Raw genomic sequence first — 24,289 nt, forward strand, 5'->3', positions numbered from 1 at the left:
CCTGCGCGGTGTGCGCGGGCCAGGCCGGGCGGTGAGCCGGCGGTCTCGCTACTCCGCGGACTGGGACAGGTGGGCCTTGGCCTCTTCATAGCCGCCCTCGCCGGTGGACTCGGCCCGGGTGTAAACCAGGTGCAGTACGCCGGACCCGAAGGTCTTCGAAGAGAGCAGGCGCAGCGGGATCGTGGTCTCGGCCTCGTCGAAGAGCCGCATTCCGTGGCGTACGGCGATCGGGTGGACCAGCAGGTGCAGCTCGTCCAGGAGGCCGGCGGCCAGCAGTTGGCGGACGACGGAGATCGAGCCGCTCAGGGAGATGACCCCGCCCTGCTCGTTCTTCAGCGCGGTGACGCTCTCGATGAGGTCGCCCTGGAGCTGCTCGGAGTTCCGCCAGGTGAACTCGAGCTTCTGGTGCGAAGCCACGATCTTGCGTGTGTCGCCGAGGATCTTGGCGAAGCCGGCGTCTTCCCCGCCCTCTGCCTCACGCTCGGGCCACGCCCCGGCGAAGCTGTCGTACGTCTTGCGACCGAACAGGATGGTGTCGACCCCGTCGAACAGCGAGCCGACGGCGGCCCCCATGTCGTCGTCGAAGTACGGGAAGTGCCACTGGTCGGGGGCCTCTACGACGCCGTCGAGCGAGATGAACAGGCCTGCGGTGATCTTCCTCATCATGTTCCTTCCGAAGAGGTGGTCGGTGGTGATCGGTGAAGTTCAGTTGTCTCTTAGACGGCTGGAGCCGGAGGAAATCATCGGTGCTCAGCGTGCCGATGTCAGGCGATGGGTGCCGGAGCCCAGCTCGCGCATCCGTTCTCCGGGCAGCGTGACCTCCGCGACCGCGTTGACCGGGACCCGTACGCGCAGTTCTATGCCGTCGTCGCGGCGGGTCCAGGCCGCCTCGATCCGGCCGCGGACGGTGTCGAGCGCCAGCCGGGCGCCGGGAAGGTCACCGAACGCCTTGGGGGCGACCTTGAAGCGGGCCCAGCCGGGCTCGACGGGCTCCACGCCGAGGACGCGTTCCACCAGCCAGGACACCGGTGAGCTGAGTGTGGAGTCGTTGTGCGCGCGTGCGGTGCGCTCCCAGTTCTCCCAGAAGGTCGTGGCGCCGAGGCTGCGCCAGTAGCCGTAACCCGGGTAGGTCTCCTGGGCGAGCGCAGCGAGTGCCAGGCCGGCATGGCCGTGGTCGGTCAGGGCGTACGGCAGCGTTGCCGTGCCGATCGAGCCGGTGTTCAGATGCCGGTCCTTCGCCTCCACGTCGGCGGCGAGGTGCGCGGCGATCTCGGCGACGTTCTTCTCGGGCACAAGCCCCATCGCGAGCGGCACCGCGTTGCTGGTCTGCCGGTATCCGGCGGGCACGTCGGTGCGGTAGACACCGGCCGAGGTGTCCAGGAACGCCGAGTTGAACCGGCGTACGAGCTGACGCGTGCGCATCCGCCAGGCACGCGCCTGCTGGTCCCGGCCCAGCAGTTCGGCGAGCTCGGTCGCCTCGCGCAGGGCGTGGATCACCGCCGCGGTGGCCACCAGCTGAGACCCTTCCGGCCCGCGGGGGTCCTGGATGCGCCCCGGCGCGTACCAGTCGCCGAACTGGTCGTCTGCGAGTCCGTCCTCCAGCTGGCCCAGCTGCCAAGCGAGATAGCGGGCCACCGCCTCGAAGTGCTTCTCCGGGACGGTCCTGTCCCCGTACATGAGCCAGTAGCGGCGGACCAGATACGGGTACACGCCGGTGTACGTCGGCACCTGCACCGCCCCGCCGGCCACCGTGCCCTGCGGCGCGACCATCGGGAGCTCCCCGCTGTCGGCCTGGCCGAGGCGGATGTCGTCCAGCCACTTGGCGTACACCCCGGCCATGCCGAAGCGGTAGAGCATCGGCTGCGCCGACAGGTGGTTCGCGCCCAGCCAGCCCATCTTGCTGAACGGCGTGATGTCGGGATGCCCGTGCAGTCCGTTGCGTGCGGTCCGCGTGAAGGCGTCGGCGATCCACTGGAGCACGGGCTGGTCCAGTTCGATGTCCATGGTGTCCGGGACGTCGCTGTAGACCGGGACCGCGACGATCTCCAGCGGGCTGTCCGTCCCGCTCACCTCGGCGTACCGGAAGCCCTTGTAGGTGAAGGACGGCTCCCAGGTCTCCGTGCCGCTCCCAGCCGCGGTGAACCCGTCCACCTGGAAACGGCCGACCACCGACGGGTTGTTGATCCCTCCGGGTGGGCCATGGTCGATACGGCCCTCAGGGCTGAGCTTCTCGCCGTAGGAGATCCGCACGGTCGTGCCGACCGGCAGTCGTCCATGCAGCCTGACCCAGCCTGCGACGACCTCTCCGAAGTCGAACAGCCGCACCCCGTCGGCCGGTTGGCTCACCGCGACCGGCTTGACCGGCTCGTGCGCCCTGATCGGCTCGACGGCGTACGCCTGCAAGCGCCCGCCGGGTCCTTTCACCACCTTCGCGGTCCGCCAGCCCTCGGCGGCGAAGCCCGGCTCGGTCCAGCCCGCGAGCCGCTGGGCGCGGCGGGCGTCGTACGACTCTCCGGTGTAGACGCCGTCGTACGTCGTCGGTCCCTCGGTGAGCGACCACTCCGCGTCGCTGCCGACGGTGACCGTGCGTCCGCCCTCCAGACGTACCTCCAACCGTGCCCTCAGCCGGGGTTCGGCGATCCAGCGGGCGAGGTTGCTGCCGTCCGAGTCGGCCTCGCGGGTGGCGAAGAAACCGCGGCCGAGGGCGATCCCGAGGGCGTTGCGGCCTTCGCGGACGTGGTCGGTGATGTCGTGGGCGGTGTAGAGCGCGCGGATGTCGTAGTCGGTGGCGGCCGGGGACAGCACGGCGTCGCCGACGCGTTTCCCGTTCACCCACGCCACCGCGTGCCCGAGGCCCACGAGGTACAGCCTGGCGGAGACCACCCGGCCCGGCACCTCGAACTCCCGGCGCAGCAGCGGGTCGGCGGGCGGGTCCGGCGGCAGCCCGTAGACCCAGCGGTCGCCGGGGACCGCCTTGCCGTCGGTGTACGCCGTGCCGTCCGGGTACACGTCGTCGGCCACTGACTGCCACTCCACGGTGCCGCTCGGGGTCGACAGTTCGACGTAGTACGTACCGGGGTCCGCCGGTGCGTCGAGGTCGAGCCGCCCCTGTGTCTCGCCGCCGATGCCCGACACGGTGCGGTGGCCGATCACTTCACCCGTCGGCCCTTCGCGGCGCAGGGTCATGGTGCAGCCGCCGGGGCGTTCGTCGTCCCCGGTCAGATAGACGGCCACCGCTGCCAGGGGTCCCGCCGTCGCGAAGGTCTGGCCGAGCGTGTGCCCGGTCTTGAGCTCGGCTGCTGTGAAGCGCATGGGCGACAGTGTCCGTGTCGGCTTGGGGATCTCGACTCCTGAGCCGATCCACCGGGCGCCTGCCCAGTCCTTCTCGGCGAGCATCGCGGTCTCGAACCGGGCGACCTCGCTCCACGGCCCGGGCCGCCCGGACTCGTCCCATGCCTGGACGGCCCAGAAGTAGCGCGTACGGGACTTCAGGGGCGGCCCGGCGTACTTCCGCGCCGACTGCTCCGGGGACTCGACCCGGCCCGAGTCCCAGACATCTCCCCGCCCCCGGGCCGCCGACTCCCGGCTGCCGGCGACCACGATCCGGTACGCCGTCTGCCGTCGGCCCTGGCCCGCCGCCTCAAGCCTCCACCCCAGGCGTGGCGCGGCGACATCGATGCCGAGTGGGTCGGCCAGATGCTCGGTGGTCAGCGCGACAGGCCGGATGCCCTGCCCCTCGTCGGCCCGGGCGGTACCGGCGGTCCCTAACGGGACGGCGGACAGCGCGGCGGCGCCGGCCGCCGTGCCCAGGACGGTTCTGCGACGGATTCCCGTCATGGTGATCCTCCCCGATTGCAGTGGTCTCCGCAGCAGATGATTGCCACGTGCGCTCCGTGCCGCGTCCGGTCGGGGAAGGCTTCGTGCGTACGCCGTGGGGAGTATTCCGGCAGTACGGAAGGGGTCCCGCGGCGGTTGCGGGACCCCTCCGATGCTTCAGGTGTGCCGGGCCGTCAGGGTGCGTGGACGGTCGGGCGAGGAGCTGTCGCCATGCCGCTGCCGATGTGGAAGCTGGGGTGCGGCGGCTGGTTGTAGGCGGTGTTCTGCCAGGCCAGCGCGACGCGGTACATCGGGTCGTGCAGCAAGGTGGTGATCTTCGTACTGGTCTCGTGTGGGGTCGAGTAGATCCTCAGCGCCGTGTTGTCCGCGGTGCGCCAGACGACCTCCTCGCGCCAGTCGCCGAGGATGTCGCCGGAGAGCGCCGGTGTCGCCTTGGTGCCGTTGTTGGAGGCGACGGAGGCGCCGGTCAGCAGCCGGGTCTCACCGCTCGTGCCGTACTTGTCGATGCGGGTGCCGTCGAGGAGTTCGCGGGTGGTGTCGCCGTCCCACCAGTTCACGAAGTTGATGCTGGACGGCTCGCGGCCGAGCGAGGCTCCGCTGGGTGAGCGGAGCGTGGTGTCGGCCGCGGACCAGGACTCGGCGCCGGCCGAGCCCGCGTGGATGTCGGCGGAGACGCCGCGGCCGTTGTCGGAGCCGGAGGCGGTCTGCCACAGGATCTGTCCGGTGCGCGCGTCGGCCATCCAGGAACCGGGCTTGGAGCTGTCCTCGGACACCTTGAAGTACTCAAGCCCCGAGCGGGACGGGTTGAGATCGCCGACATGGCCCGCGTCACCGTGGCCCAGCTTCGTCGTCCACAGCCCGTAGCCGTTGTCGTCCACGGTCATCGCGCCGTACACGATCTCGTCCTTGCCGTCGGCGTCCACGTCCGCGATGGACAGGCTGTGGTTGCCCTGGCCGTCGTAGCCCTTGCCGGTGTTGGTCGAGGAGTTGGTGTCGAAGGTCCAGCGGCGCGTGAACTGGCCGTTGCGCCAGTCCCAGGCCGCGATCACGCTACGTGTGTAGTAGCCGCGGGCCATGATCAGCGAGGGCCGCTCGCCGTCCAGGTAGGCCGTGCCGGCGAGGAAGCGGTCTACGCGGTTGCCGTACGAGTCGCCCCACGAGGCGACGTTGCCGCGCGCCGGGACGTAGTCGACCGACTGCATCGCCTTGCCGGTCTGGCCGTTGAACATGGTCAGGAACTCGGGCCCGGACAGGACGTACCCGCCGGAGTTGCGATGGTCGGCGGACGCGCTGCCGATCACCGCGCCGGTGCCGTCCCGCGTGCCGTCCGCGGTCTTCATGGCGACCTCGGCCTTGCCGTCACCGTCGTAGTCGTACACCTGGAACTGCGTGTAGTGCGCGCCCGAGCGGATGTTGCGGCCCAGGTCGATACGCCACAGGCGGGTGCCGTCCATCTTGATGCCGTCGACGATGGTGTTGCCGGTGACGCCGGACTGCGAGTTGTCCTTGGCGTTGGTCGGCTGCCACTTCAGTACGAAGTCGAGGGCGCCGTCGCCGTCCAGGTCGCCGACGGAGGCGTCGTTCGCCTCGTAGGTGTAGCCGTCACCGCCCGCCGGGGGCGTGATCGGCACGTCCTTGTATCCGCTGCGGAACTGGATGGCGTGCACGGAGTCGCCCTGCTCCACTCCGTCCACGATCGCGCGGACCGTGTAGTCGGCGGAGTTGGGGGCGCCGGAGTGGAAGTAGTTCGTGGAGCCGGTGATCGGGGTCGAGTTGACCTTCGTACCGCCCCGGTAGACGTTGAAGGACACGTTGCCCGGGTCGGTGCCGAGCCAGCGCCAGCTGACCAGATTGCCGCTGCCGGTGTGGACGCTGACGACGCCCCGGTCGAGTCCCTCGACCTGTCGGGCGACCGCGGCCTCGGCCGAACTTACGTTGAACGCGGTGATCCCGGCGGCGGCCAGGGTCCCGGTGACGACGGTGGCGAGCAGCAGGCGGATCTTCTTGCGTCTGCGATGCGGGTACCGCACGGTGACGTACCTCCTGGGTGGGGGCAGAGGGGTTCCACTTCCTCAGTCGCCGCCGGGGGTACGGGAGTTGCCGCCTTTGGGCAAGCGCTCTCTACAGGTACGTGCGGGCCAGTGCGGTGACCGTCCGCGCGATGTGTTCCCGCAGCTCGGCCGGTTCGAGGACCTCGATGTCCGCGCCGAGGCGCAGGAACTCGCCGTGGGCGTGGTCGATCGACTCGATGGGGAGGGTGGCACGGGTCCAGCCGTTCGCGTCGGTACGGCCGGTGGTCTTGACGGCACGGCCCGCGGCGCCGGTCAGCCGCACTCCCGGAGCCAGCCGGACCACCGCTTCGCCACGGTGCAGCCGGTCGTGGAAGTCCCTTTGGTACGCGGTCCAGTACGCGGCAAGGTCGAAACCCTCGGGGCGGGTGAACTCCTCGCCGGATACGGCCAGTTCGAGGATCTGGTCGACGCGGTACGTACGCGGTCCCGGGCCGGCGACCACGTACCAGCGACCCGCCTTGAGGACGAGTCCGTACGGTTCGAGGCGGCGTTCCACGTCGGTGGGCTCGCGCCAGCGGCGGTAGCGGACGTGCAGGACGTGGCTGTTCCAGACGGCGTCGGCGACGGCGGGGAGGTACGGGGCCTCGTCGTCCTCCGCGTACCAGCCGGGCGCGTCCAGGTGGAAGCGGCCGCTGATGCGGTCGGCGTGCTCGCGCAATTCGTGCGGGAGGGCCGCGCGGACCTTCAGCTGGGCGGCGGCGAGGACCGAGCCGAGCCCGAGTTCGGCGGCGGGGCCGGGGACGCCGGCGAGGAACAGGGCCTCGGCCTCTTCGGTGGTGAGTCCGGTGAGGCGGGTGCGGTAGCCGTCGAGGAGTCGGTATCCGCCCGCGTGGCCGGCGTCGCCGTACAGCGGGACACCGGCGGCGCTCAGCGACTCGACGTCCCGGTAGATCGTGCGCACCGAAACCTCGAGCTCCTCGGCGAGCTGAGCGGCAGTGAGCCGTCCTCGTGTTTGGAGGAGCAGGAGGATGGAGACGAGCCGGGCCGATTTCACTCGGTCACGATCTCAGACTTCACTGACAGAAGGTGTCAGTGAAGCGGGTCTAGCTTCCTGCCATGACACCTTCTGTGGCCTTCGCGGAGAAGCTTCTGACCGTGCCGCCGCCGATCGAGGTGGTGGGGCGGCGGATCAAGCGTTACCACGTCACCGCGGACCCGGCGGGCATCGCGCCCGACGTCGCGGAGGCGGCGTACATGATCCTGCCGAAGCTGCTTCCTGAGCCGGACAACACACCGCCCGCGACGTTCGTCGTGCTGCACCGGGGCGGCGACGACGGCGCGTACCTCAACGCGTACAGCTGGGTGTGGGACAACGTTCTGCACTTCCGGGGCGCCTCGGCGGGCCAGCCGGTCCTCGGCTGTCCGGACCGCGACCCGACGCACTTCGTCACCCCCGACCTGCCGTGGATCGGCTGTGTGTGGGAGCTGCCACCGATCCTGCACGAACGCGACGCCTGGGTACGCCACGTGCTCATGCCCGATACCCCTGACCTGGACGGATACCTCGCGGACTCACTGCCCGAGGGCACGACTGGAGACCTCTCATGAGCAGCGCGCACGACTTCGACTTCTTCCACGGCGAGTGGCAGGTCCTCAACCGCCGCCGAACCGACTTCCTCGACCCGGACAGCGACTGGGAGGAGTTTCCGGCGACAAACCGCTGCTGGAGCTTGTTCGACGGAGCCGCCAACATCGACGAGATGGACATACCGAGCCAGGGCTGGAAGGGGCTGACACTGCGGCTGTTCGACCAGGAGACCAGGGAGTGGTCGTTGAACTGGTCGGCCAGCCGCACGGGCAGGCTGTTTCCGCCGGTGATCGGTCACTTCCTCGGCGGGCGGGGCGAGTTCTTCGGGGACGACAGGCACGACGGCAAGGACGTGCGTGTGCGGTTCGTGTGGTCGGGGCTCTCCGGCACCACCGCCCGCTGGGAACAGGCGTTCTCGGTGGACGGCGAGAAGACGTGGGTGACCAACTGGGTCATGGACTTCACACGGTGTGCGGCCCCGGCTTTCGGAACGAGCGGAGCTTGAACTCCGGTTCAGGGCGCGGGACATGCTGGTCCGGCAGTTCCTCCAGGCGGGACGCGAACTGTTCGGTGAGGGGGGCGCCGGGGCGGAGGAGCATGTACCAGCCGCGGCGTACGTCGGCGGCGGCCTGGGCCGGGGTGCGGCCCTGGCCGCGGCCTCGGAAGGTCGAGCGAGCCGCCGGGATCAGGCCGCTGTCGGTGGCGAAGCGCGACACCAGGCCGGGCTCGTCGAGGGCGACGCGGCGGGGGCGGGGGGCCATGACGGCGTCGATGTCGCTGCCCACGTCGTGGGCGGCGGCCTTGTCAACGGTGGTGACGAAGACGCCGCCCGGCCGCAGGACACGGGCCACCTCGGCTACCACGAGGGCCGCGTCGTCCAGCAGATGCAGCAGCCAGATCGCCGAGACCGCATCGAACGAGGCGTCGGGGAAAGGGAGTTGGCGGCAGTCGGCGCGTACGAGGCGGCCGGGTACCTGTGCGGCGGCCCGGCTCAGCATTCCGTTCGCGGCGTCGACTCCCGTCACGTCGAGGCCGGCCGCCGCCAGGCGCCGGGTCACGGTGCCGGTGCCGCAGGCGAGGTCGAGGAGGCTGCGCGCGGACTCGGGGAGCAGGCCGAGTGCGGCACTCGCGGCCTCGGCGGCACGCGGCTCGCCGCCACGGGAGGCGTCGTACCGCTCGGCCTCCTCGTTGTAGTCGAACACCAGGTTGCTCAACGCGCACCGTGCCCGGCGGCGAGCTCCTCGACCCGGCGCGCCAGCTCGAAGTCCCGTTCGGTGACCTTGCCGCCCACGCTGTGCGTGTTCACGGTGAGCGAGACGGAGTGGTAGCCGAGGGTGAGGTCGGAGTGGTGGTCCAGCTCGTCCTGCACCTGCGCGATGTGCACGACCATCGCGGCCGCCGCGAAATGCGAGCCGAGCCGGTACGAGCGGGCGATCCGGTCCCCGTCGAGCGACCAGCCCGGCAGCTCGGCGAGCCGTTCCTCGATGTCCTTCTGCGAGAGCGGTTCGAGGGGCATGGCTGTGCTCCGTTCCGTCGTCCCGTAACGTCCGGTTCTCTCAGCGTGCCACAGCCGGACTATTCCGGGCCTGGTCAGGCGGTTGCCCGGCGGTCGGCGGCGTATACATTCGGCCGTGAGATCACCGGCGGGCAGCGCCCTGTCGTACTCGTCCCTCCATTCTCTCGCGTCACTCCGATGTCGGCCCGGGACCGGGCCTCGACTACGGTCGTCGTATGGCCACTGCCCCGAACGCCAACGCCTCCGCCGACCGTGGGATCGGGCCGCTGTTGCGCGGCTGGCGCGAGCAGCGCCGGGTGAGTCAGCTGGAGCTGGCGCTGCGGGCCGGGTCCTCGGCGCGGCACATCAGCTTCATCGAGACGGGCCGCTCCCGCCCGAGCGAGGAGATGGTGCTGCGCCTCGCCGAGCATCTCGACGTCCCCGTACGGGAGCGCAACTCCCTTCTGCTGGCGGCCGGTTACGCACCCCACTATCCGGAGACCCCGCTGGACGACCCGGCGATGGACGCGCTGCGGGAGGGCCTGGAGCGGTTGATCCAGGGCTACGAGCCCTACCCGGCGTTCGTCGTGGACGCCACGTACAACGTGGTCGCCGCCAACCGGGGCATCGCGATGCTGTTCGACGGCCTCCCCGAGCACCTGCTCGCTCCTCCGCTGAACGCACTACGGCTGACGCTGCACCCGGAGGGCCTGGCGCCCAGGATCCGCAACCTGCGCGAATGGCGCGGCCATCTGCTGGCCCAGATGGAACGGGACATCGCGCTGCGCCGCTCGGATGCGTTGCGCGCGCTGTACGAGGAGGTGGCGGCGTATCCGTACCCCTCCCCGGAGGAACACGCCTCCCCGGAGACCGGCGAAGGACCCGTGGAGCCGTTCAACTTCGCCCTGCCCCTGCAGATCGAGCACGACGGCCGCGTCCTGTCCTTCATCTCGTCCATCTCGACGTTCAACACTCCCATGGACGTGACCGTCGCCGAGCTGGCCATCGAGACGCTGCTCCCGGCCGACCCTGTGACGGTCAAGTACCTTCAGTCGCTGATGTCCTGACGCTCAGGCAGCCCCGGTCAGCTCCTCTGGACGGCTCGCAGTGCCGCGTACTGCACCAGCGCGAACCCCGCCACGACCAGCGCCTGTACCGGTATGTACACCGTCCCCGCGGTGCTCGGTGACAGCCAGGCGGCGAGTGCGATGAAACTCAGGGCCGTCCAGGCGAGGTTGATCTCGATCACCGCCCGCACCGGGAGGACCGGCGGCTGTGGGCGCGAGGCCAGCAGGCCGACACCCGCCGCATACGCCGTGAGGAACACGCCGAGTGCGAGCAACAGCCCCGAGTCGAGGCCGAGCAGCCGGCCCATCGGGCCGGACGCGACGAGGTAGGCGATGCCGTTCGCACCGGTCCCGGCCGCGTCGAGCGCCAGGAAGCGGCGCAGCATGGTGTGCGGCTCGGTGGTGCGGGCCAGTGCGGCGAGCTGGGTTGCGGACATGGCGGAATCAGCCTCCGTCGAGGTCGGGATGGGGTGGGTCGTGGTCCGGACGGGTCGAGGTCCGGGCGGACCGGTGGGACCCGGGTCCCGGACCGGAGTGCGCCGGCCCGGGACCCGGTACGCCCACCATGCCGGGGGTGTGGGCGATGGTCGATTACGCGAGAGGTAATGAGGGGCGCCCGTTCTCGTGAGGGTCGGCCGGGAACGTGGCAGACTTCTTGCGTTGCTCGGCGCGTGGGGAGGCGTGGCGTGAGTGAACGGCGGCCGGCGCCGACCGTGGGTCAGGTGGTGCTGGGAAGAAGACTTCAGGAACTGCGCGAGGCGTGCGGCCTGCGGCGGGACGAGGCGGCCCAGATCCTGCGCGTCACGGCCGCGACCGTGCGGCGGATGGAGATGGCCGAGGTCGCGCTGAAGATCCCGTACGTACAGGTGCTGCTGTCGACGTACGGCGTGCCCGACGACGAGATCGCGGCGTTCGTGTCGCTGGCCGAGGAGGCGAATCAGCCCGGCTGGTGGCAGCGCTTCCACGACGTGCTGCCGGACTGGTTCAGTCTGCATGTGAGCCTGGAGGGCGCGGCCTCGCTGATCCGGTCGTACGAGCCGCACTTCGTGCCCGGACTGCTGCAGACCGAGGACTACGCGCGCGCCGTCCTGGAGGCGGGCACGGTCGGGCAGACCCGGCCCGCCGATGTCGAACGGCATGTGACGCTGCGGCTGGAGCGGCAGAAGCTGCTGACCCGCGAACATCCGCCCCGACTGTGGGTGATCATGGACGAAACGGTCCTGCTGCGGCCGGTGTGCATGCGGGGCGAGGTGATGCGGGAGCAACTGGAGCGGCTTCTGGTGGTCGCCGAGAGCGACAACATCACCTTGCAGATCGCCGAGTTCGCGCACGGGCCGCATCCGGGGACGTACGCGCCCTTCACGCTGTTCCGCTTCGCGGAGCCGGAGCTGCCGGACATGGTCTACAGCGAGTATCTGACCGGGGCTCTGTATCTCGACTCGCGCCGGGAGGTCGCCGCGCACCTCGAGGTACTCGACCACATGACGACCCGCGCGGCCACCACGCAGCGCACGATGCAGCTCATCGAGCGGCGCCGCGACGACTTCTGAGGCGCCGGGGTTTCTCGCCCCGGCACCCGCCATGCACCACGGTGCGGCACACGACGGGGGCCTGTACGGACTCAGCGGCGCAGGTCCCGGTACTCGTCCAGCTTGCGGAGTGCAGCGATCAGCCGGGGACGGTAGCCGGGACAGGACGACTCAGGCGGTTCAGAGTCCTATTGGCCATGGGACGAGGGATGCTCACCGGCTGCTTGGTCGGAGCCCTGGGCTGGTGCGGCAAGTCTGAGGGCATCCTTGCGTGTGGTCACGTCGTCGAACTGTTGGATGAGTTCTGTGACACGCGGTTGTGTGGTGGGTTGCGTGCCGAGCCGGCCCTGTGCGCGGAGCAGTTCACCGTAGATCGCTCCGTACTCTCCGCAGACCTTGATGGATTCCTCAGCGCGGTCGTGCAGGCCAGTTGCGTAGGGCGCAGCAATGGTCACCGCGGCGAGGCATGACAGCGTGGAAACCACCACCTGGGCGGTGAGGCGAGAACCGTCGGCAATGACCGGCCAGGCGAGGAGCCCTGTGATGATGCTGAGTGCGGCCGCGGCGATGTTGTACAGGCGAGCCCTGTGCAGCAGATGAATCGCTTCTCTTGGCGTTCTCTTCACCCAGTAACGAGCACGTGCGGCGCTGCCATCGAGCCGGCGCAGCATCTCGCCGTCGATATGCGGTGCACCGGCAGGACTTTTCAGTCGTCTGACAAACGTCAACAGCACAGCCATGGCACTCCCGCACTCGTCCAGTAGTGATTCCACATTGACGTCAGTCGATCGCACTTTCCGATACAACGCGCCGATTCTCGACCAAAGGACCGTGCCGGCCACCATTCAGCCGTATTACCGCGTGTCTTTGCGATCACTACGGGATGGGCGCGTATTATGAAACGACCCCAGCCGGGTATTTCCGCCTGAAGGAAATACCCTGCGCCGGACCCCCGGCCCGATTACGGCGGGCCGGGGGTCCAGGTGACGCATTGGTGGGACAGTCACATCCCACGGTGACTTCTTCGGGGCCGGTCGTTGTCGCGGGTTCCCTCAGTCGACCACGCGGAAGCTGCCCACCACCCCGTCGAGGACTCCGAAGGCGGTGGCGTTGTGCCCGACCACGGCAACGGGAGCGCCGGCGTTGCAGTTGGGCCCGTTGAAGAACTGAACGGTCCTGGCGGTGGTGTTGGAGACGTTGTAGCTGCCGGGGACACCGCCGGGAACAGCGATGGGGCTGACCACGGCGACGCACGCTCCCGGGTCGGCCGAGTACGTCCGCTCGTTGATCTGGATCTCGCCGCCGTCCTTCTTGTGCCCGTAGTTGTCCTTTATCTCGCTGCTGCCACCGAGGGGAGCCGAGGCAGGGCGGACAGCTTCCCGGACGGACGAGGCAGACTCGGGGGAGGAACCGGCCGCGGAGGCATAGGTGACGCCGGTGACAGTCACGGCCGCTGTGGCTACAGAGGCGGCTATCAGGGCGACGGTACGCGTCTGCATTTCAGTTTTCTCCTTCTTTCAGGGAAATCGACTGAGCTGCCGATCTGGGAATGAACCTACTGAGGTCAATCTCCAACGGCACCTCGAATACCTCTAACGGGTGACGTGCAGCGGCCAACCAGATGTATGCGTGGACATCTGGTGGGCATTCTGGACTTCCCTGATGCGCCATCAAATGGCTGCAATTACGGGCAACTCAACGAGGAAATTAGGCCAGCTCAGTGAATGAACCGGTGGCCCTTCACCCTTCGGGCCGTCGGAAGCGTGTCGGATGTTGACACCACCCCTGAATCACCCCTTAAACGCCTGTCAAAGACCGCGAGCCTCCCTGTGTGTCTCACTGAAGCTGAGGACCGGTGCGAGGACCACGATTGGTCCTGATGTGTTTCTTCGCCGGGGCGTGGGCAGCACGCCGGTACCACTGACGCCGCGGGCCACCCGCAGCGGGAGAGAGCCCCGGATCGGCGACGCTCCGCAACCGGACTGGGTGACGTGGGTCGACGAGATCGAGCTACAGATCATGACCGGCCGGTGCTGGACGGAGCTACGCTGCGCGGTCCCCGTTTCCGAAACCGCGCTCGCTCGGTACGACGACGCCCACGCACGGGACAAGAGTCTGTACCTGTCGTGGCTCGCTGACTCCTGAAGCTCCCCCACGACGGGCTGGGTGGTGCGGACCCAGACCTACGCCGCGCCCCCCTTCTTGTCCCCGCCCTCCCTCTCGTCGTCCACGATCTCCGCGTCGACCACGCCCTCCTCGTCCGAGGCGTTCGTCGTGGGCTGTTCGGTGCCGGGCTGCTGGTCCTCCGGAGGAGTCTGCTGGGTCTGGGCGTACATGGCCTGGCCCATCTTCTGGCTGACCGAGGCCAGTTTCTCGACCCCGGTGCGGAGGGCAGCCGTGTCAGCGCCGTCGCGGGACTCCAGCAGCGTCTTCAGCTCGGTGATCGCGGACTCCACCTCCGACTTGGTGTCGGCCGGGATCCGTTCCTCGTTGTCCCTGAGGAAACGCTCGGTCTGGTAGACGAGTTGCTCGGCCTGGTTGCGGGTCTCGGCCGCCTCGCGGCGCTTGCGGTCCTCGTCGGCGTACTGTTCCGCCTCGCGCATCATGCGGTCGATGTCGTCCTTGGGGAGGGCCGAGCCGCCGGTGACGGTCATCTTCTGCTCGCGACCCGTCGCGAGGTCTTTCGCCGAGACGTGCATGATTCCGTTGGCGTCGATGTCGAAGGCGACCTCGATCTGCGGCACTCCACGCGGCGCGGGCGGCAGACCTGTGAGGTCGAAGACGCCGAGTTTCTTGTTGTAGGCGGCGATCTCGCGCTCGCCCTGGAAGACCTGGATGCCGACCGAGGGCTGGTTGTCCGTGGCGGTGGTGAAGATCTCCGAACGCCTCGTGGGAATGGTCGTGTTGCGCTCGATGAGCTTCGTCATGATGCCGCCCTTGGTCTCGATGCCCAGGGACAGCGGGGTGACGTCGAGGAGGAGTACGTCCTTCACGTCACCGCGGATGACGCCCGCCTGGAGGGCCGCGCCGAGGGCCACGACCTCGTCGGGGTTGACGCCCTTGTGCGGGTCCTTGCCGGTGAGTTCCTTGACCAGTTCGGTCACCGCGGGCATCCGGGTGGAGCCGCCCACGAGGATGACGTGGTCGACGGCGGAGAGCTTCACGCCCGCGTCCTTGACCGCCTGGTGGAAGGGGTTCTTGCAGCGGTCGAGCAGGTCGCTGGTCAGTTCCTGGAACTGGGCGCGCGTCAGCTTCTCGTCGAGGTGCAGCGGGCCTTCGGCGGACGCGGTGATGTAGGGCAGGTTGATGGTCGTCTCGGTGGAGGAGGACAGCTCGATCTTGGCCTTCTCGGCGCCCTCGCGCAGCCGCTGGATCGCCATCTTGTCGTTGCCGAGGTCGATGCCGTACGACCCCTTGAAGCGCTTGATGAGGTAATCGACGATCCGCTGGTCCCAGTCGTCCCCGCCGAGGTGGGTGTCGCCGTTGGTGGCCTTCACCTCGATGACGCCCTCGCCGATCTCCAGGAGCGAGACGTCGAAGGTGCCGCCGCCCAGGTCGAAGACCAGGACGGTCTGCTCCTCGCCGCGGTCGAGCCCGTACGCGAGGGCCGCGGCCGTCGGCTCGTTGATGATCCGCAGCACCTTCAGGCCCGCGATCTCACCGGCCTCCTTGGTGGCCTGGCGCTGTGCGTCGTCGAAGTACGCGGGCACGGTGATCACGGCGTCGGTGACGTCCTCGCCGAGATACGCCTCGGCGTCCCGCTTCAGTTTCTGCAGCACACGGGCCGACAGCTCCTGCGCCCGATAGCGGGTGCCGTCGATGTCGCCCTTCTCCGGGAAGCGCCAGCTCGCGTCGCCCATGTGCCGCTTCACGGAGCGCGCGGTGCGCTCGACGTTCGTCACGGCCTGCCGTTTGGCGACCTCGCCGACGAGGACCTCGCCGTTCTTGGCGAAGGCCACGACGGACGGCGTCGTCCGCGCGCCCTCGGCGTTGGCGACGACCGTGGGCTCACCGCCCTCCAGGACGGCCACCACGGAGTTCGTGGTACCGAGATCGATCCCGACCGCTCGTGCCATCTTCGTCCCCTTCCACCCGGGCGCTTCCCGCCCTCCAGCACAAAACTTGAGTGCGCTCTTGTCAACACCAGGTACCCCGGAAACGCCTACGCAGCACCCGTAAACGACGATGCCGCGCCCTGCGGGAGGCGCGGCATCGAGGTGCGTACTGAGTGCTTACAGACGTGCTTAAAGGGATCGGGCAGGCGGTCAGGCCAGCCCAGCCCTCAGCGTGATCGTGGTGCCGGTGAGGGCCTGGCTCACCGGGCAGTTCTTCTTGGCGTCCTCGGCCGCCGCGGCGAAGCCGTCCGCGTCCAGGCCCGGCACCTCGCCCACCACGGTGAGGTGGATGCCGGTGATGCCCTCGCCGGGCTGGAAGGTGACGTCGGCCCTGGTCTCAAGGCGGGTGGGCGGGGTGCCGGCACCGGTCAGACCGTGCGACAGGGCCATGGAGAAGCAGCTGGAGTGGGCGGCGGCGATCAGCTCCTCCGGGCTGGTCTTTCCGTTCGCGGCCTCGGCCCGCGACGGCCACGACACCGGTTGCGAACCGATGCCGGAGGAGTCGAAGGCGACGGTGCCGCTGCCCTTGAGCAGTTCGCCCTCCCAGACGGTGTGTGCGGTACGCGTGGTTGCCACGATGTGTCCTTTCGATGGGTCCCTGGATCGGTCCGTACGCCCCATCCGATCACATCCGTGCCCGGTGCGGTCGAAGGGTCCGGTCAAGAGCGGTTGAACGGCAGGTAAGCACCCGGCGGGATCTGCCCGGGCTCCCGTCAGGCCGCCCGCTGGTCGCGGCGAGCCGGCAAGGGGATCTGCGGGCCTGCGGCCTCCCGCAGCCAGCGCCGCAGGACGCGATGCACCTGCTCGGCGCCGACGAGTTCCGCCCCTCCCTCTACGGGAGGCGAGAGGTCGAGGGGCGACATCAGGAACGCCTCGCCCTGCGCGCCGCCGAGTCCGCCGTGGGAGCCGATCTGCTCCTCGAAGGCGAGGACTTCGCCGTCCTGGGGCTCGTAGGAGGAGTTGACCATGATGTCGGCGGCGTGCGGGAAGGAGTGCGTGCGGCGTACGGCGGCTGCCGCGGCGGGGCCGAAGTCGGCGAGCGGGCCCGGGTTCTCCTCCAGTTCGTCCACGGGGATCTCCACGCCGTGCGCACCGAGTACGAGGCCGCCGTGCCGCTCGCTCCTGACGAGGACGAAGCCGATGCCTGGGTGGTTGGCGAGCGTGGACAGCAGGGCCGGGTGGCGCTCGTCGATCTCCTCGCGGCTCATCCGGTGCGGTACGTCCGGGAAGGACACCAGGCCCAGGTTGCCCGACGCCAGCACGATGGGCTCCGAGCGGCGGCGGGACGGGCGGTGCTGTTCGCCGCCCTCCTCGACGGGCCGGTGCAGCGCGGCCCGTACGGTGGCCCGGGCCTCGGCGCCGCTGTGCGTGCGCTGCGCCTTGCGGGGCACGGGCAGGCCGCAGCCAGCCCTGACGAGTTCGCCGAGGGCCAGTCCGTAGCGGGCGCGGAAGGTCTCGCCGGGGCTCTGGCCGTGGTCTGACAGGACGACGATGTGGTACGCGCGGGGGGCGTGCTCGGCGACCTTCGCGATCAGGGCAAGCGAGCGGTCCAGGCGGCCCAGGACCTTCTCGGCGTCGCGGCTGTACGGGCCCGAGTGGTGGGCCACTTCGTCGTACGCCACCAGGTCCGCGTAGACCGCGGCGCGTCCGGCGAGCATGTCGCCGATCACGGCGGCGACGACGACGTCCCGTTCGACGACGGTCGCGAAGGCGCGGATGAAGGGGTACAGGCCGCCGCGTTTGACGCGGGGGCGCTGCTTCCTGAGGCGGGCGCGGGTGGACTCGCCGATCTCGCGGCCGACGTCGGCGACGAACGACATGGCGGTACGGACGGCGTTGGCGGGGTCGCTGAAGTACGCGAAGTAGCCCGCCCGCGAACGGTTCTCCTTCCCCCGCCGCGCCGCCACGGACAGCACCAGGGCGAGCTGGTCGGCGCCACCGCTGAAGAGGTTGCCGCGGCTGGCGCCGTCCAGGGTGAGCAGGCCGCCGTCGCCGGTGCGCTCGATGGCCCGGCGCTGGAGTTCGGCGGCGCTGGTGGGCCGGTTGCAGACCATCACCTCCCGGCTCTCCTTCTCGTACCAGCGGAAGGCGGGGATGTCGTGGTTGGAGCCGTGCAGGATGCCGAGCTGGCTGGCGCCGGTCTGGCTGGACCAGTCGGTGCGCCAGAGGGTGAGGCGGTGGGTAGGGCGCCCGGCGCCACGCTCGCCCTCGCGCTCGCCGTCACGTCTGCCCTTGCTCTCTCCCTTGCTCTCTCCCTTGCTCTCTCCCTTGTTCTCGCCTTCGCTTCTGCCGAGCCAGGCGGCGACCGTGGGCATCAGGCCCCGCCCCACCGCGTCCAGCAGTACGTCATGTCCCACGCCGTCGAGCTGGATGAAGACGGTGCCGGGAGTCGACGGCCCGCCCTCTTCCCATTCCTCTGTGCGACGGCGGTCGGCCAGGCGGTACAGCCTCCTCCGGTACGCGTCGTCGTCCCGGACCGCGAGGGCCGCGCCGGTGGCGGAGGCGACCGCGGACATCACCGCGGCCACCACGACGGCGGTCTCCGGGGCGACCTCACCCCGTCCCGAGGGATTGAAGCGCAGGACGACGAGGAGCAGCGAGCCGTTGAGGAAGAAGACGAGCAGCCCGAGGACGAGGGCGGGCACAAGGAGCAGGGCGCGGACGAGAAGGGGCCACACCAGGGCCGAGAGCAGACCGAAGCCTCCTGCGCCGACCGCGGCGGCGACGGTGATACGGGTGGCGCTCTCTCCGTCGGCCGACTGGATTCGGAAGTCCGGCAGGATCCCGGCGAGCACCAGCATGGTGACGGTGGAGACGGCCCACACCGCGATACTCCGCCATACGGCACTGCCCACCCGCCGCCATCGCCTGTCGCCCACGCCCACCTCCCGCTGCTGAAGCCTCCCCCACACTGTCACAACGGGTGAGGGCGCAAGGGTGGTCGCGTAGAGGCGTGAGGGTGTGAGGTCAGCGCCCGTCGTACCCCGCCGTCGGCATCGACAGCCGACGATGGACCTGAGCCTTCATCTGCGCGTCGTACGCCGGTTCCGCGTGCCCGACCGTCTCGATGCGTACGCCTCGCCGGGCGCACTCGGCGGTGAACTCGTCGACCGAGGCGAGCGCCCGCTCCAGCACCCGGTGGCTGGGCGCGACGAACAGATCGACGCGCCCCGCCTCGACGTCCTCCCAGAGCGCGCAGTGGTCGGGGCGAAGGCCGCGTACGAGGAGTTCCCGGGTGATGATGTACCCCCGCTCGGCGGCCCAGCGCGCGCACATGGCGTGCTGGCTGCGTGAGTCCACCAGGAAGGGATCCGCGTCCAGTTCCTCGAGCGGCGTCAGACTGGCGATGGCCGTGACGCGAAGCAGGCCGGAGGCGCTGTGCGTGTCTCCCATGGTGTCCCCCTCACCTCCGGTTTCGCCGCTGACCCTACTCCTGCCCGTAGGCTCTGGGGGAGTCGCGCGAAGGGAGCAAAGGGGGTGCCGGTGGAGATCACTTGGTGGGGTCACGCGACCTGCACGGTCGAGGACTCGGGCGTGCGCCTGCTGACCGACCCGCTGTTCGCCCGTCGGCTCGCTCATCTGCGCCGGCGCCGCGGGGCTACGCCCCCGCCCGAGGCGGCGCTCGCGGACGCGGCTCTGGTCTCGCATCTGCACGCCGATCATCTGCACGTTCCCTCGCTGGCGCGGCTCGCCGCGGGCACCCGGGTGCTGGTGCCGCGGGGCACCACACGCGCCGTGCCCGGGCTGCGCAGGCTCAGCCATCTACGGCTCACGGAGGTCGCGCCGGGCGACGAGACACGGGTCGGTGACCTGGTCGTACGGGCCGTGCCGGCGCGGCACGACGGGCGGCGGCTGCCGCTCGGGCCGCATCGTTCGCCCGCCCTCGGCTATGTCGTCGAGGGCGAGGGGCGGATGTACTTCGCCGGGGACACCGGCCTGTTCGAGGAGATGGCGGAGGAGGTCGGGCCCGTCGACGTGGCGCTGCTGCCGGTCGGCGGCTGGGGGCCGTATCTCGGGGAGGGGCATCTGGACGCCGGACGGGCCGCCGAGGCGCTGGCCCGGCTGCTGCCGGGCAGCGCGGTGCCGGTGCACTACGGCACGTACTGGCCGATCGGCATGGACGCCGTGCGCCCCCATGAATTCCATGCGCCGGGCCCGGAGTTCATGCGCCTGGCGCGCGAGAGGGCGCCCGAGGTGGCGGTGCATCTGCTGGGGCACGGCGAGAGCGTACGGCCGGAGGTCGCGCGGTGATCCTGTCTGCGGCGGCCACGCCGCCGGAGGCGACCCAGCAGGCGGTCGGCTATCCCTCGTTGTTCCTGCTGGTGCTGATCGGGGCGCTGGTACCGGTGGTGCCCACGGGGGCTTTGGTGAGTTCGGCCGCGGTGGTGGCCTTCCATCAGACGGCGCCGTTCTCGCTGCTGGTGGTGTTCGTGGTGGCGTCGGTCGCGGCCTTCCTCGGTGACGTTTCGCTGTACTGGCTCGGGAAGCGCGGGATGGGGTCGAAGAACGGCTCGCGCTGGTTGCAGGCGCTGCGTGCACGTGCCCCGGAAGACCGGCTCGCGCAGGCGCAGGAGCGACTCGATACGCATGGGGTGGCCGTGCTGGTGGTGTCGCGGCTGGTTCCGGCGGGGCGGATTCCGGTGATGCTGGCGTGTCTGATGGCGCGGATGCCGATGCGGCAGTTCGCGCGGGGGGATGTGCCGGCCTGCCTTGCGTGGGCGGTGACGTATCAGCTCATCGGGATCCTGGGTGGCTCGCTGTTCAAGGAGCCTTGGGAGGGTGTGGTGGCCGCGGTGGTGCTCACGCTGGTGATCAGTGGGGCGCCGAGTGTGTGGCGCCGGATGCGTAAGTCCGTGGCCTGAGCGGTCTGTTCAGGCCACGGACTGAACGGACCGCTCAGGCCAGGATCTGGGATGCCCCCACTGGAAGGTCCCACAGGTCCTCGCGGGCCAAGCCTGCCCGCTCCCAGGCCGTACGCACCCGCGTCAGCGGCTCGAGCACCGGCTCCGCCGACAGTACGAACGTGGCCCAGTGCATCGGTGCCATCCGGCGGGCGCCGAGGTCCTGGGCCGCGCGGACCGCCTCCTCCGGGTCGCAGTGGACGTCGCTGAGCCACCAGCGGGGCTCGTACGCGCCGATCGGGAGGAGGGCCAGGTCGATGCCGGGGTAGCGGTCGCCGATGCGGGTGAACCAGTGGCCGTAGCCCGTGTCGCCCGCGAAGTAGACCCGTCGGCCGTCGGGTGCGGTCAGGATCCAGCCGCCCCACAGGGTGCGGCAGGTGTCGTGGAGGCTGCGCTTGGACCAGTGGTGGGCAGGCACGAAGTCGAAGCGGACACCGTCCAGTTCAGCCGCTTCCCACCAGTCGAGCTCGGTGACACGGCTGAAGCGGCGGCGCCGGAACCAGCCGCCGAGCGCGGCGGGGACGAAGACGGGGGTGTCACGCGGGAGCCTGCGCAGGGTCGGGGCGTCCAGGTGGTCGTAGTGGTTGTGGCTGATGACGACCGCGTCGATGCGCGGCAGTTCGCTCCAGGGCACGCCAACGGGCGTGACCCGGGCGGGAGTTCCGAGAATCTTGCGGGACCAGACCGGATCGGTGAGGACCGTGAGCCCGCCGATCCGGATCACCCAGCTCGCGTGCCCGGCCCAGGAGACGGCGACGGTCTGCGCGTCCACACGCGGCAGCGGGGCCGGCTCGTACGGCAGCCGGGGGATGTCGGCGAGGCCTTCGGGCCCCGGCCGCAGAGCGCCCTCGCGGGCAAAGCGTGTGAAGCCGCTGAGGCCGGGCAGCGGGGCCGTCAGCCGGTCGGCGAAGGACCTCGGCCAGAGCCGCCGCTCGCCGAGGGGGCGGGGCGCGGCGAGCGGCGTTCCCGTTCCGCCCGCGGGCACGGAGGAGGACACCGGCTCATCGGCGTCCGTAGACGAGGAAGTGGATGAGGAGGTGGACGAGGACGTGGTGGTGGTCGAGGTCGACTCGGACTGCTGCGTCATCGAGGGGACTCCCATCGCCGGGCGTCGTCGCGGAGATCGTCGAAGACCGATCCCAGCAGGGTCAACGCGCTTTCCACATGCGGCAATTCCAGAGGTTCCGGTGACGTGAGAGACGCCATGCGCTCCTCGTCCGTTGCTCCGAGGAACGGCCCGGTGGCCAGGCGGACGCGCAGGGCGCCGAGGTCGTCGCCGAAGCGGTGGCCGCCGGGGGCGGGCATGCCGAGGCGGGCGGTGAGGAAGTCCTCCAGTTCCTGTGCGTCGCCCACGCCGTACTCGGTGAGCGCGGGGCGCAGGGGGCCCAGGTCCGTGTACAGATGGCGCCCTGTCTGCGGGGGCCGGGCGAGGGCGCCACCCGTCACCACGGCGTGGTGCGCGGCGGCGGCCACGCGCGCGTGCAGCCGTACGGACTCGGTGAGCCGCAGGCTGATTTCTCCGGGCTCGCCGAGCGCGTACGCGGCGGCTTCGGCGACCGGCGTCGCGAGGCGGGCGCCGAGCGCGGTCAGGACGTCGAGGACACGGTCGCGCAGTCGGGTGCCGGTGTCGTTGTCGGGGAAACGGGCAATGGCGGCCGGCCAGCCGGGCGGCAGGAACGGGCCGGCCAGGTCGGTCATCACCGTGACCCGGTCGGGAAGCATCTCGGCGGGGCTCAGCAGGACCGTGTCGTGCGGCTGGTGCAGGGTGTCGCGCCAGGTCTCGTCGCTGATCAGGTGCAGTCCCTCGCCCGCGGCGGCCTCTATGGTCTCGTGGACCACTTCGGGCGGGGCGACGGTGGCGGTGGGGTCGTCGGCGACGGAGAGCACCAGCAGTCGCGGGTCGCCGCCCTCGGCGCGCACCCGGCGCACGGTCTCCAGGAGGGCGTACGGATCGGGGACGCCACCGCACTCGGCGGACGTCGCCACATGGAACACGGAGGTGCCGAGCAGCCGGGCCGTGGGGCGCCACCAGGCGGCGCACGGGCGCGGCACCAGGACGTCGCCGCCGAGCGCGGCGGTCAGCGCGAGGAGCAGAGCCGGGGCGCCGGGGGCCGCGGCTGTGCGGTGGCGCTCGGCGGGCAGTCCGCGCCGGGCCCAGTAGGCGCAGGCCGCGTCCAGGAGCCGGGGGCCGCCGCCGGTGGGTTCGGTGTGCGCACCGGCCGCCGCAGCGGCGAGGCCCGGCGGCACGGGCAGCCCCTGACCGGGCAGCGGTGGGCCGTAACGGACGGGGCCGTGGCCTTCCGGATCCGTCCGCCGCATGGTTGCCTCCGCGCAGTGATCCGTGGTCTCTACGGTGCCGGTTGTGTCTCTGAGCTGTGAGTACCCACCGTCACGCGTCATCAACTCAACGGTTCACCGACGGCTCCCTGCGCAGCAGCTTGTGTACGCCGGCGCCGAGTGCACCGGCGATGAGGAGGCCGCCGGCGGCGAGGGCGGCCGGGGAGTCGGTGAACGCGCCGCCCTTGCCCGCGCGCACCCCGTGCGGGTGGCGGTAGCCGTCTCGCGACACCATGAACGTCGCGCTCCACTCTGCTTCCTCGCCGCCGGGCGGCGCCGGGCAGGTGCCGTCGACGCTCCACTCGGAGGTGGGGCCGGCCTTGTCGGGTCCGCCTTCCTTGAAGTGCGAGGCGGGCGCGATCCGGGCGGTGCCGCGGTAGGCGGGGCCCGCCGCCTCGTCCTGGCCCTTGACCAGGTGCAGCTTGGCGGTGCCGTGTTCGAAGGCCTGCGAGTGGGCGTCGATGCTCTTGGGCGCGGTTCCGCCGAGCACGCCACAGGACACGGAGACGGTGACGGTGTCGCCGGGGGCGACGGTGCGCGGGCTGACCTCGGCGGCCGGGGCCGCTGCGGACGCCCCGGTCGGCGGCCCGGCTGACTCCTCGGCCCACTCGTCGGCCGGCTCCTCGCCCGACACTCCGGGCGACTCCTCGGCCCACTTGTCGGCCGGCTCCTCCGCCAACTCCTCAGACGGCTCTTCGTCCGGAATCGGAGGCGGATCCGACGGCTCCTCCTCCGGAACCCGGGCCGGTCCTGTGGCCGACTCATCGGCGGGAACTGTGGCCCGCTCGTGGGCCGGAGCCATGGCCCGTTCCTCGGCTTGAACCATGCCTGGCTCCTGAGCCGGACCTCTGGCCGGCTCCCCGACCGGGACCTTGGCCCCCTCCTTGGCCCGGGTCATGACCGGCTCCCCGACCAGAACCCTGGCCCGCTCCTCAGCCGGAATCCTGGTCCGCTTCCCGGCCCCGACCATGACCGGCTCGACCGGGACCCTGGCCCGCGCCTGAGCCGAACCCCTGGCCGGCTCGGCCGGGGCCCTGGCCCACTCACCGGCCGGAAGTGGGGCCCTCTCTTGGGCCGGAGCCATGGCCCGCGCCTCAGCCGGAACCATGACCGGCTCCTCCACCGGAACCTTGCCCCTCTCCCCGGCCGGAACCCTGCCCGGCCCTCCGACCGGAATCGCCGCCGACGCGGCGGTGCCCAGGACGGCGGCCGCGGCGACGGCGGTAGCGGTGGTGGACAGGGCGCGGGCGGTGCGGCGCATGGAATGGGCTCCTTCGGGCGAAGGCGGGGGCCTTCCGCGGCGCGGGGGCGGCGGAGGAGGGGCACAGCCTTCGTGCCCCGTAGCCCATCAGAGCCCGGCCGTCGCCGGGGCGCGCGTGGCCGGGCACCATTCGTGCCATGCGGGCGC

22 protein-coding genes are annotated in these 24,289 nt (G+C 70.5%); 6 read left to right on the top strand and 16 right to left on the bottom strand.

The features are described 5' to 3' along the window. Window positions 1–48: 48 nt before the first annotated feature. The 4 genes from ACYVO6_RS46980 to ACYVO6_RS46995 all read right to left on the bottom strand — a co-directional run bounded on the left by ACYVO6_RS46980 (window position 49) and on the right by ACYVO6_RS46995 (window position 6,903). Window positions 49–663, bottom strand: coding sequence for a dihydrofolate reductase family protein (locus tag ACYVO6_RS46980; protein ID WP_461072742.1), 615 nt, complete (start codon window positions 661–663; stop codon window positions 49–51). Between the two features lie 87 nt (window positions 664–750). Continuing rightward, window positions 751–3,837 carry a family 78 glycoside hydrolase catalytic domain gene (locus tag ACYVO6_RS46985; RefSeq protein ID WP_461072744.1) on the bottom strand — a complete coding sequence of 1,029 codons (3,087 nt, stop codon included), beginning with the start codon at window positions 3,835–3,837 and terminating at the stop codon, window positions 751–753. A 173-nt stretch (window positions 3,838–4,010) separates the two neighbouring features. After that, window positions 4,011–5,867, bottom strand: a complete 1,857-nt coding sequence (locus ACYVO6_RS46990; protein ID WP_461072746.1) for a rhamnogalacturonan lyase — start codon at window positions 5,865–5,867, stop codon at window positions 4,011–4,013. Window positions 5,868–5,958: 91 nt separating this feature from the next. Beyond that, window positions 5,959–6,903 (bottom strand): helix-turn-helix transcriptional regulator, encoded by a 945-nt coding sequence (locus ACYVO6_RS46995; RefSeq protein WP_461072748.1) that lies wholly within the window; start codon window positions 6,901–6,903, stop codon window positions 5,959–5,961. A gap of 74 nt (window positions 6,904–6,977) precedes the next feature. On the opposite strand from ACYVO6_RS46995, the gene ACYVO6_RS47000 reads away from it, so the two are divergent. Together ACYVO6_RS47000 and ACYVO6_RS47005 are read left to right on the top strand one after the other, a co-directional pair. Next, a complete protein-coding gene (locus ACYVO6_RS47000) occupies window positions 6,978–7,457 on the top strand; it encodes a hypothetical protein (protein ID WP_461073123.1) in 480 nt (159 codons plus the stop codon). After that, on the top strand, window positions 7,454–7,942 hold the full coding sequence (locus tag ACYVO6_RS47005) for a hypothetical protein (protein ID WP_461072750.1): 489 nt from the start codon (window positions 7,454–7,456) through the stop codon (window positions 7,940–7,942). Before ACYVO6_RS47000 ends, ACYVO6_RS47005 begins: the two co-directional genes overlap by 4 nt. Here the strand turns inward: ACYVO6_RS47005 and ACYVO6_RS47010 are convergent. Together ACYVO6_RS47010 and ACYVO6_RS47015 are read right to left on the bottom strand one after the other, a co-directional pair. Next, a complete protein-coding gene (locus ACYVO6_RS47010; protein ID WP_461073125.1) occupies window positions 7,899–8,639 on the bottom strand; it encodes a class I SAM-dependent methyltransferase in 741 nt (246 codons plus the stop codon). The genes ACYVO6_RS47005 and ACYVO6_RS47010 overlap by 44 nt on opposite strands. A gap of 8 nt (window positions 8,640–8,647) precedes the next feature. Then, a complete protein-coding gene (locus ACYVO6_RS47015; RefSeq protein ID WP_461072752.1) occupies window positions 8,648–8,953 on the bottom strand; it encodes a 4a-hydroxytetrahydrobiopterin dehydratase in 306 nt (101 codons plus the stop codon). Window positions 8,954–9,168: 215 nt separating this feature from the next. Between ACYVO6_RS47015 and ACYVO6_RS47020 the strand changes: the two genes are divergently transcribed. After that, window positions 9,169–9,999 (top strand): helix-turn-helix domain-containing protein, encoded by an 831-nt coding sequence (locus ACYVO6_RS47020; RefSeq protein ID WP_461072754.1) that lies wholly within the window; start codon window positions 9,169–9,171, stop codon window positions 9,997–9,999. A gap of 17 nt (window positions 10,000–10,016) precedes the next feature. Here ACYVO6_RS47020 and ACYVO6_RS47025 read toward each other — a convergent pair whose 3' ends face one another. Then, the gene (locus ACYVO6_RS47025) at window positions 10,017–10,436 is read right to left on the bottom strand and encodes a hypothetical protein (protein ID WP_461072756.1); all 420 of its coding nucleotides are present in this window, start codon (window positions 10,434–10,436) and stop codon (window positions 10,017–10,019) included. A 249-nt stretch (window positions 10,437–10,685) separates the two neighbouring features. Between ACYVO6_RS47025 and ACYVO6_RS47030 the strand changes: the two genes are divergently transcribed. Then, complete coding sequence (locus tag ACYVO6_RS47030; protein WP_461072758.1) at window positions 10,686–11,549, top strand: helix-turn-helix domain-containing protein; 864 nt, start codon at window positions 10,686–10,688, stop codon at window positions 11,547–11,549. 167 nt (window positions 11,550–11,716) lie between these two features. Here ACYVO6_RS47030 and ACYVO6_RS47035 read toward each other — a convergent pair whose 3' ends face one another. The 6 genes from ACYVO6_RS47035 to ACYVO6_RS47060 form a co-directional block, all read right to left on the bottom strand. Beyond that, on the bottom strand, window positions 11,717–12,268 hold the full coding sequence (locus ACYVO6_RS47035; RefSeq protein WP_461072760.1) for a hypothetical protein: 552 nt from the start codon (window positions 12,266–12,268) through the stop codon (window positions 11,717–11,719). Between the two features lie 312 nt (window positions 12,269–12,580). After that, window positions 12,581–13,027, bottom strand: coding sequence for a hypothetical protein (locus ACYVO6_RS47040; protein ID WP_461072762.1), 447 nt, complete (start codon window positions 13,025–13,027; stop codon window positions 12,581–12,583). Between the two features lie 684 nt (window positions 13,028–13,711). Further along, window positions 13,712–15,604, bottom strand: coding sequence for a molecular chaperone DnaK (dnaK, locus tag ACYVO6_RS47045; RefSeq protein ID WP_461072764.1), 1,893 nt, complete (start codon window positions 15,602–15,604; stop codon window positions 13,712–13,714). 189 nt (window positions 15,605–15,793) lie between these two features. Continuing rightward, a complete protein-coding gene (locus tag ACYVO6_RS47050; protein ID WP_352368263.1) occupies window positions 15,794–16,219 on the bottom strand; it encodes an OsmC family protein in 426 nt (141 codons plus the stop codon). Between the two features lie 137 nt (window positions 16,220–16,356). Continuing rightward, window positions 16,357–18,522 (bottom strand): phage holin family protein, encoded by a 2,166-nt coding sequence (locus ACYVO6_RS47055; protein ID WP_461072766.1) that lies wholly within the window; start codon window positions 18,520–18,522, stop codon window positions 16,357–16,359. Window positions 18,523–18,610: 88 nt separating this feature from the next. Then, window positions 18,611–19,036, bottom strand: a complete 426-nt coding sequence (locus tag ACYVO6_RS47060) for a recombinase family protein (protein ID WP_461072768.1) — start codon at window positions 19,034–19,036, stop codon at window positions 18,611–18,613. An 84-nt stretch (window positions 19,037–19,120) separates the two neighbouring features. Here ACYVO6_RS47060 and ACYVO6_RS47065 point away from each other — a divergent pair, with 84 nt between their 5' ends. Further along, a complete protein-coding gene (locus ACYVO6_RS47065; protein ID WP_461072770.1) occupies window positions 19,121–19,894 on the top strand; it encodes an MBL fold metallo-hydrolase in 774 nt (257 codons plus the stop codon). Further along, window positions 19,891–20,505 (top strand): DedA family protein, encoded by a 615-nt coding sequence (locus ACYVO6_RS47070; protein ID WP_461072772.1) that lies wholly within the window; start codon window positions 19,891–19,893, stop codon window positions 20,503–20,505. Before ACYVO6_RS47065 ends, ACYVO6_RS47070 begins: the two co-directional genes overlap by 4 nt. Before the next feature lie 34 nt (window positions 20,506–20,539). Here ACYVO6_RS47070 and ACYVO6_RS47075 read toward each other — a convergent pair whose 3' ends face one another. The 3 genes from ACYVO6_RS47075 to ACYVO6_RS47085 all read right to left on the bottom strand — a co-directional run bounded on the left by ACYVO6_RS47075 (window position 20,540) and on the right by ACYVO6_RS47085 (window position 24,142). Beyond that, window positions 20,540–21,631, bottom strand: a complete 1,092-nt coding sequence (locus tag ACYVO6_RS47075; RefSeq protein ID WP_461072774.1) for an MBL fold metallo-hydrolase — start codon at window positions 21,629–21,631, stop codon at window positions 20,540–20,542. Beyond that, a complete protein-coding gene (locus ACYVO6_RS47080; RefSeq protein WP_461072776.1) occupies window positions 21,628–22,863 on the bottom strand; it encodes an aminotransferase class I/II-fold pyridoxal phosphate-dependent enzyme in 1,236 nt (411 codons plus the stop codon). The genes ACYVO6_RS47075 and ACYVO6_RS47080 overlap by 4 nt, the downstream gene beginning before the upstream one ends. Window positions 22,864–22,948: 85 nt before the next feature. Further along, the gene (locus tag ACYVO6_RS47085) at window positions 22,949–24,142 is read right to left on the bottom strand and encodes a hypothetical protein (protein ID WP_461072778.1); all 1,194 of its coding nucleotides are present in this window, start codon (window positions 24,140–24,142) and stop codon (window positions 22,949–22,951) included. Window positions 24,143–24,289: the final 147 nt, after the last annotated feature.

It is taken from the genome of Streptomyces pseudoechinosporeus (assembly GCF_054783935.1).

What these genes read in the sequence shown, in the direction of transcription:
- ACYVO6_RS46980 (WP_461072742.1), bottom strand. Translation starts at nt 663, where the DNA reads ATGAGGAAGATCACCGCAGGCCTGTTCATCTCGCTCGACGGCGTCGTA.
- ACYVO6_RS46985 (WP_461072744.1), bottom strand. Translation starts at nt 3,837, where the DNA reads ATGACGGGAATCCGTCGCAGAACCGTCCTGGGCACGGCGGCCGGCGCC.
- ACYVO6_RS47005 (WP_461072750.1), top strand. Translation starts at nt 7,454, where the DNA reads ATGAGCAGCGCGCACGACTTCGACTTCTTCCACGGCGAGTGGCAGGTC.
- ACYVO6_RS47015 (WP_461072752.1), bottom strand. Translation starts at nt 8,953, where the DNA reads ATGCCCCTCGAACCGCTCTCGCAGAAGGACATCGAGGAACGGCTCGCC.
- ACYVO6_RS47020 (WP_461072754.1), top strand. Translation starts at nt 9,169, where the DNA reads ATGGCCACTGCCCCGAACGCCAACGCCTCCGCCGACCGTGGGATCGGG.
- ACYVO6_RS47025 (WP_461072756.1), bottom strand. Translation starts at nt 10,436, where the DNA reads ATGTCCGCAACCCAGCTCGCCGCACTGGCCCGCACCACCGAGCCGCAC.
- ACYVO6_RS47035 (WP_461072760.1), bottom strand. Translation starts at nt 12,268, where the DNA reads ATGGCTGTGCTGTTGACGTTTGTCAGACGACTGAAAAGTCCTGCCGGT.
- ACYVO6_RS47040 (WP_461072762.1), bottom strand. Translation starts at nt 13,027, where the DNA reads ATGCAGACGCGTACCGTCGCCCTGATAGCCGCCTCTGTAGCCACAGCG.
- dnaK (WP_461072764.1), bottom strand. Translation starts at nt 15,604, where the DNA reads ATGGCACGAGCGGTCGGGATCGATCTCGGTACCACGAACTCCGTGGTG.
- ACYVO6_RS47060 (WP_461072768.1), bottom strand. Translation starts at nt 19,036, where the DNA reads ATGGGAGACACGCACAGCGCCTCCGGCCTGCTTCGCGTCACGGCCATC.
- ACYVO6_RS47075 (WP_461072774.1), bottom strand. Translation starts at nt 21,631, where the DNA reads ATGACGCAGCAGTCCGAGTCGACCTCGACCACCACCACGTCCTCGTCC.
- ACYVO6_RS47080 (WP_461072776.1), bottom strand. Translation starts at nt 22,863, where the DNA reads ATGCGGCGGACGGATCCGGAAGGCCACGGCCCCGTCCGTTACGGCCCA.
- ACYVO6_RS47085 (WP_461072778.1), bottom strand. Translation starts at nt 24,142, where the DNA reads ATGCGCCGCACCGCCCGCGCCCTGTCCACCACCGCTACCGCCGTCGCC.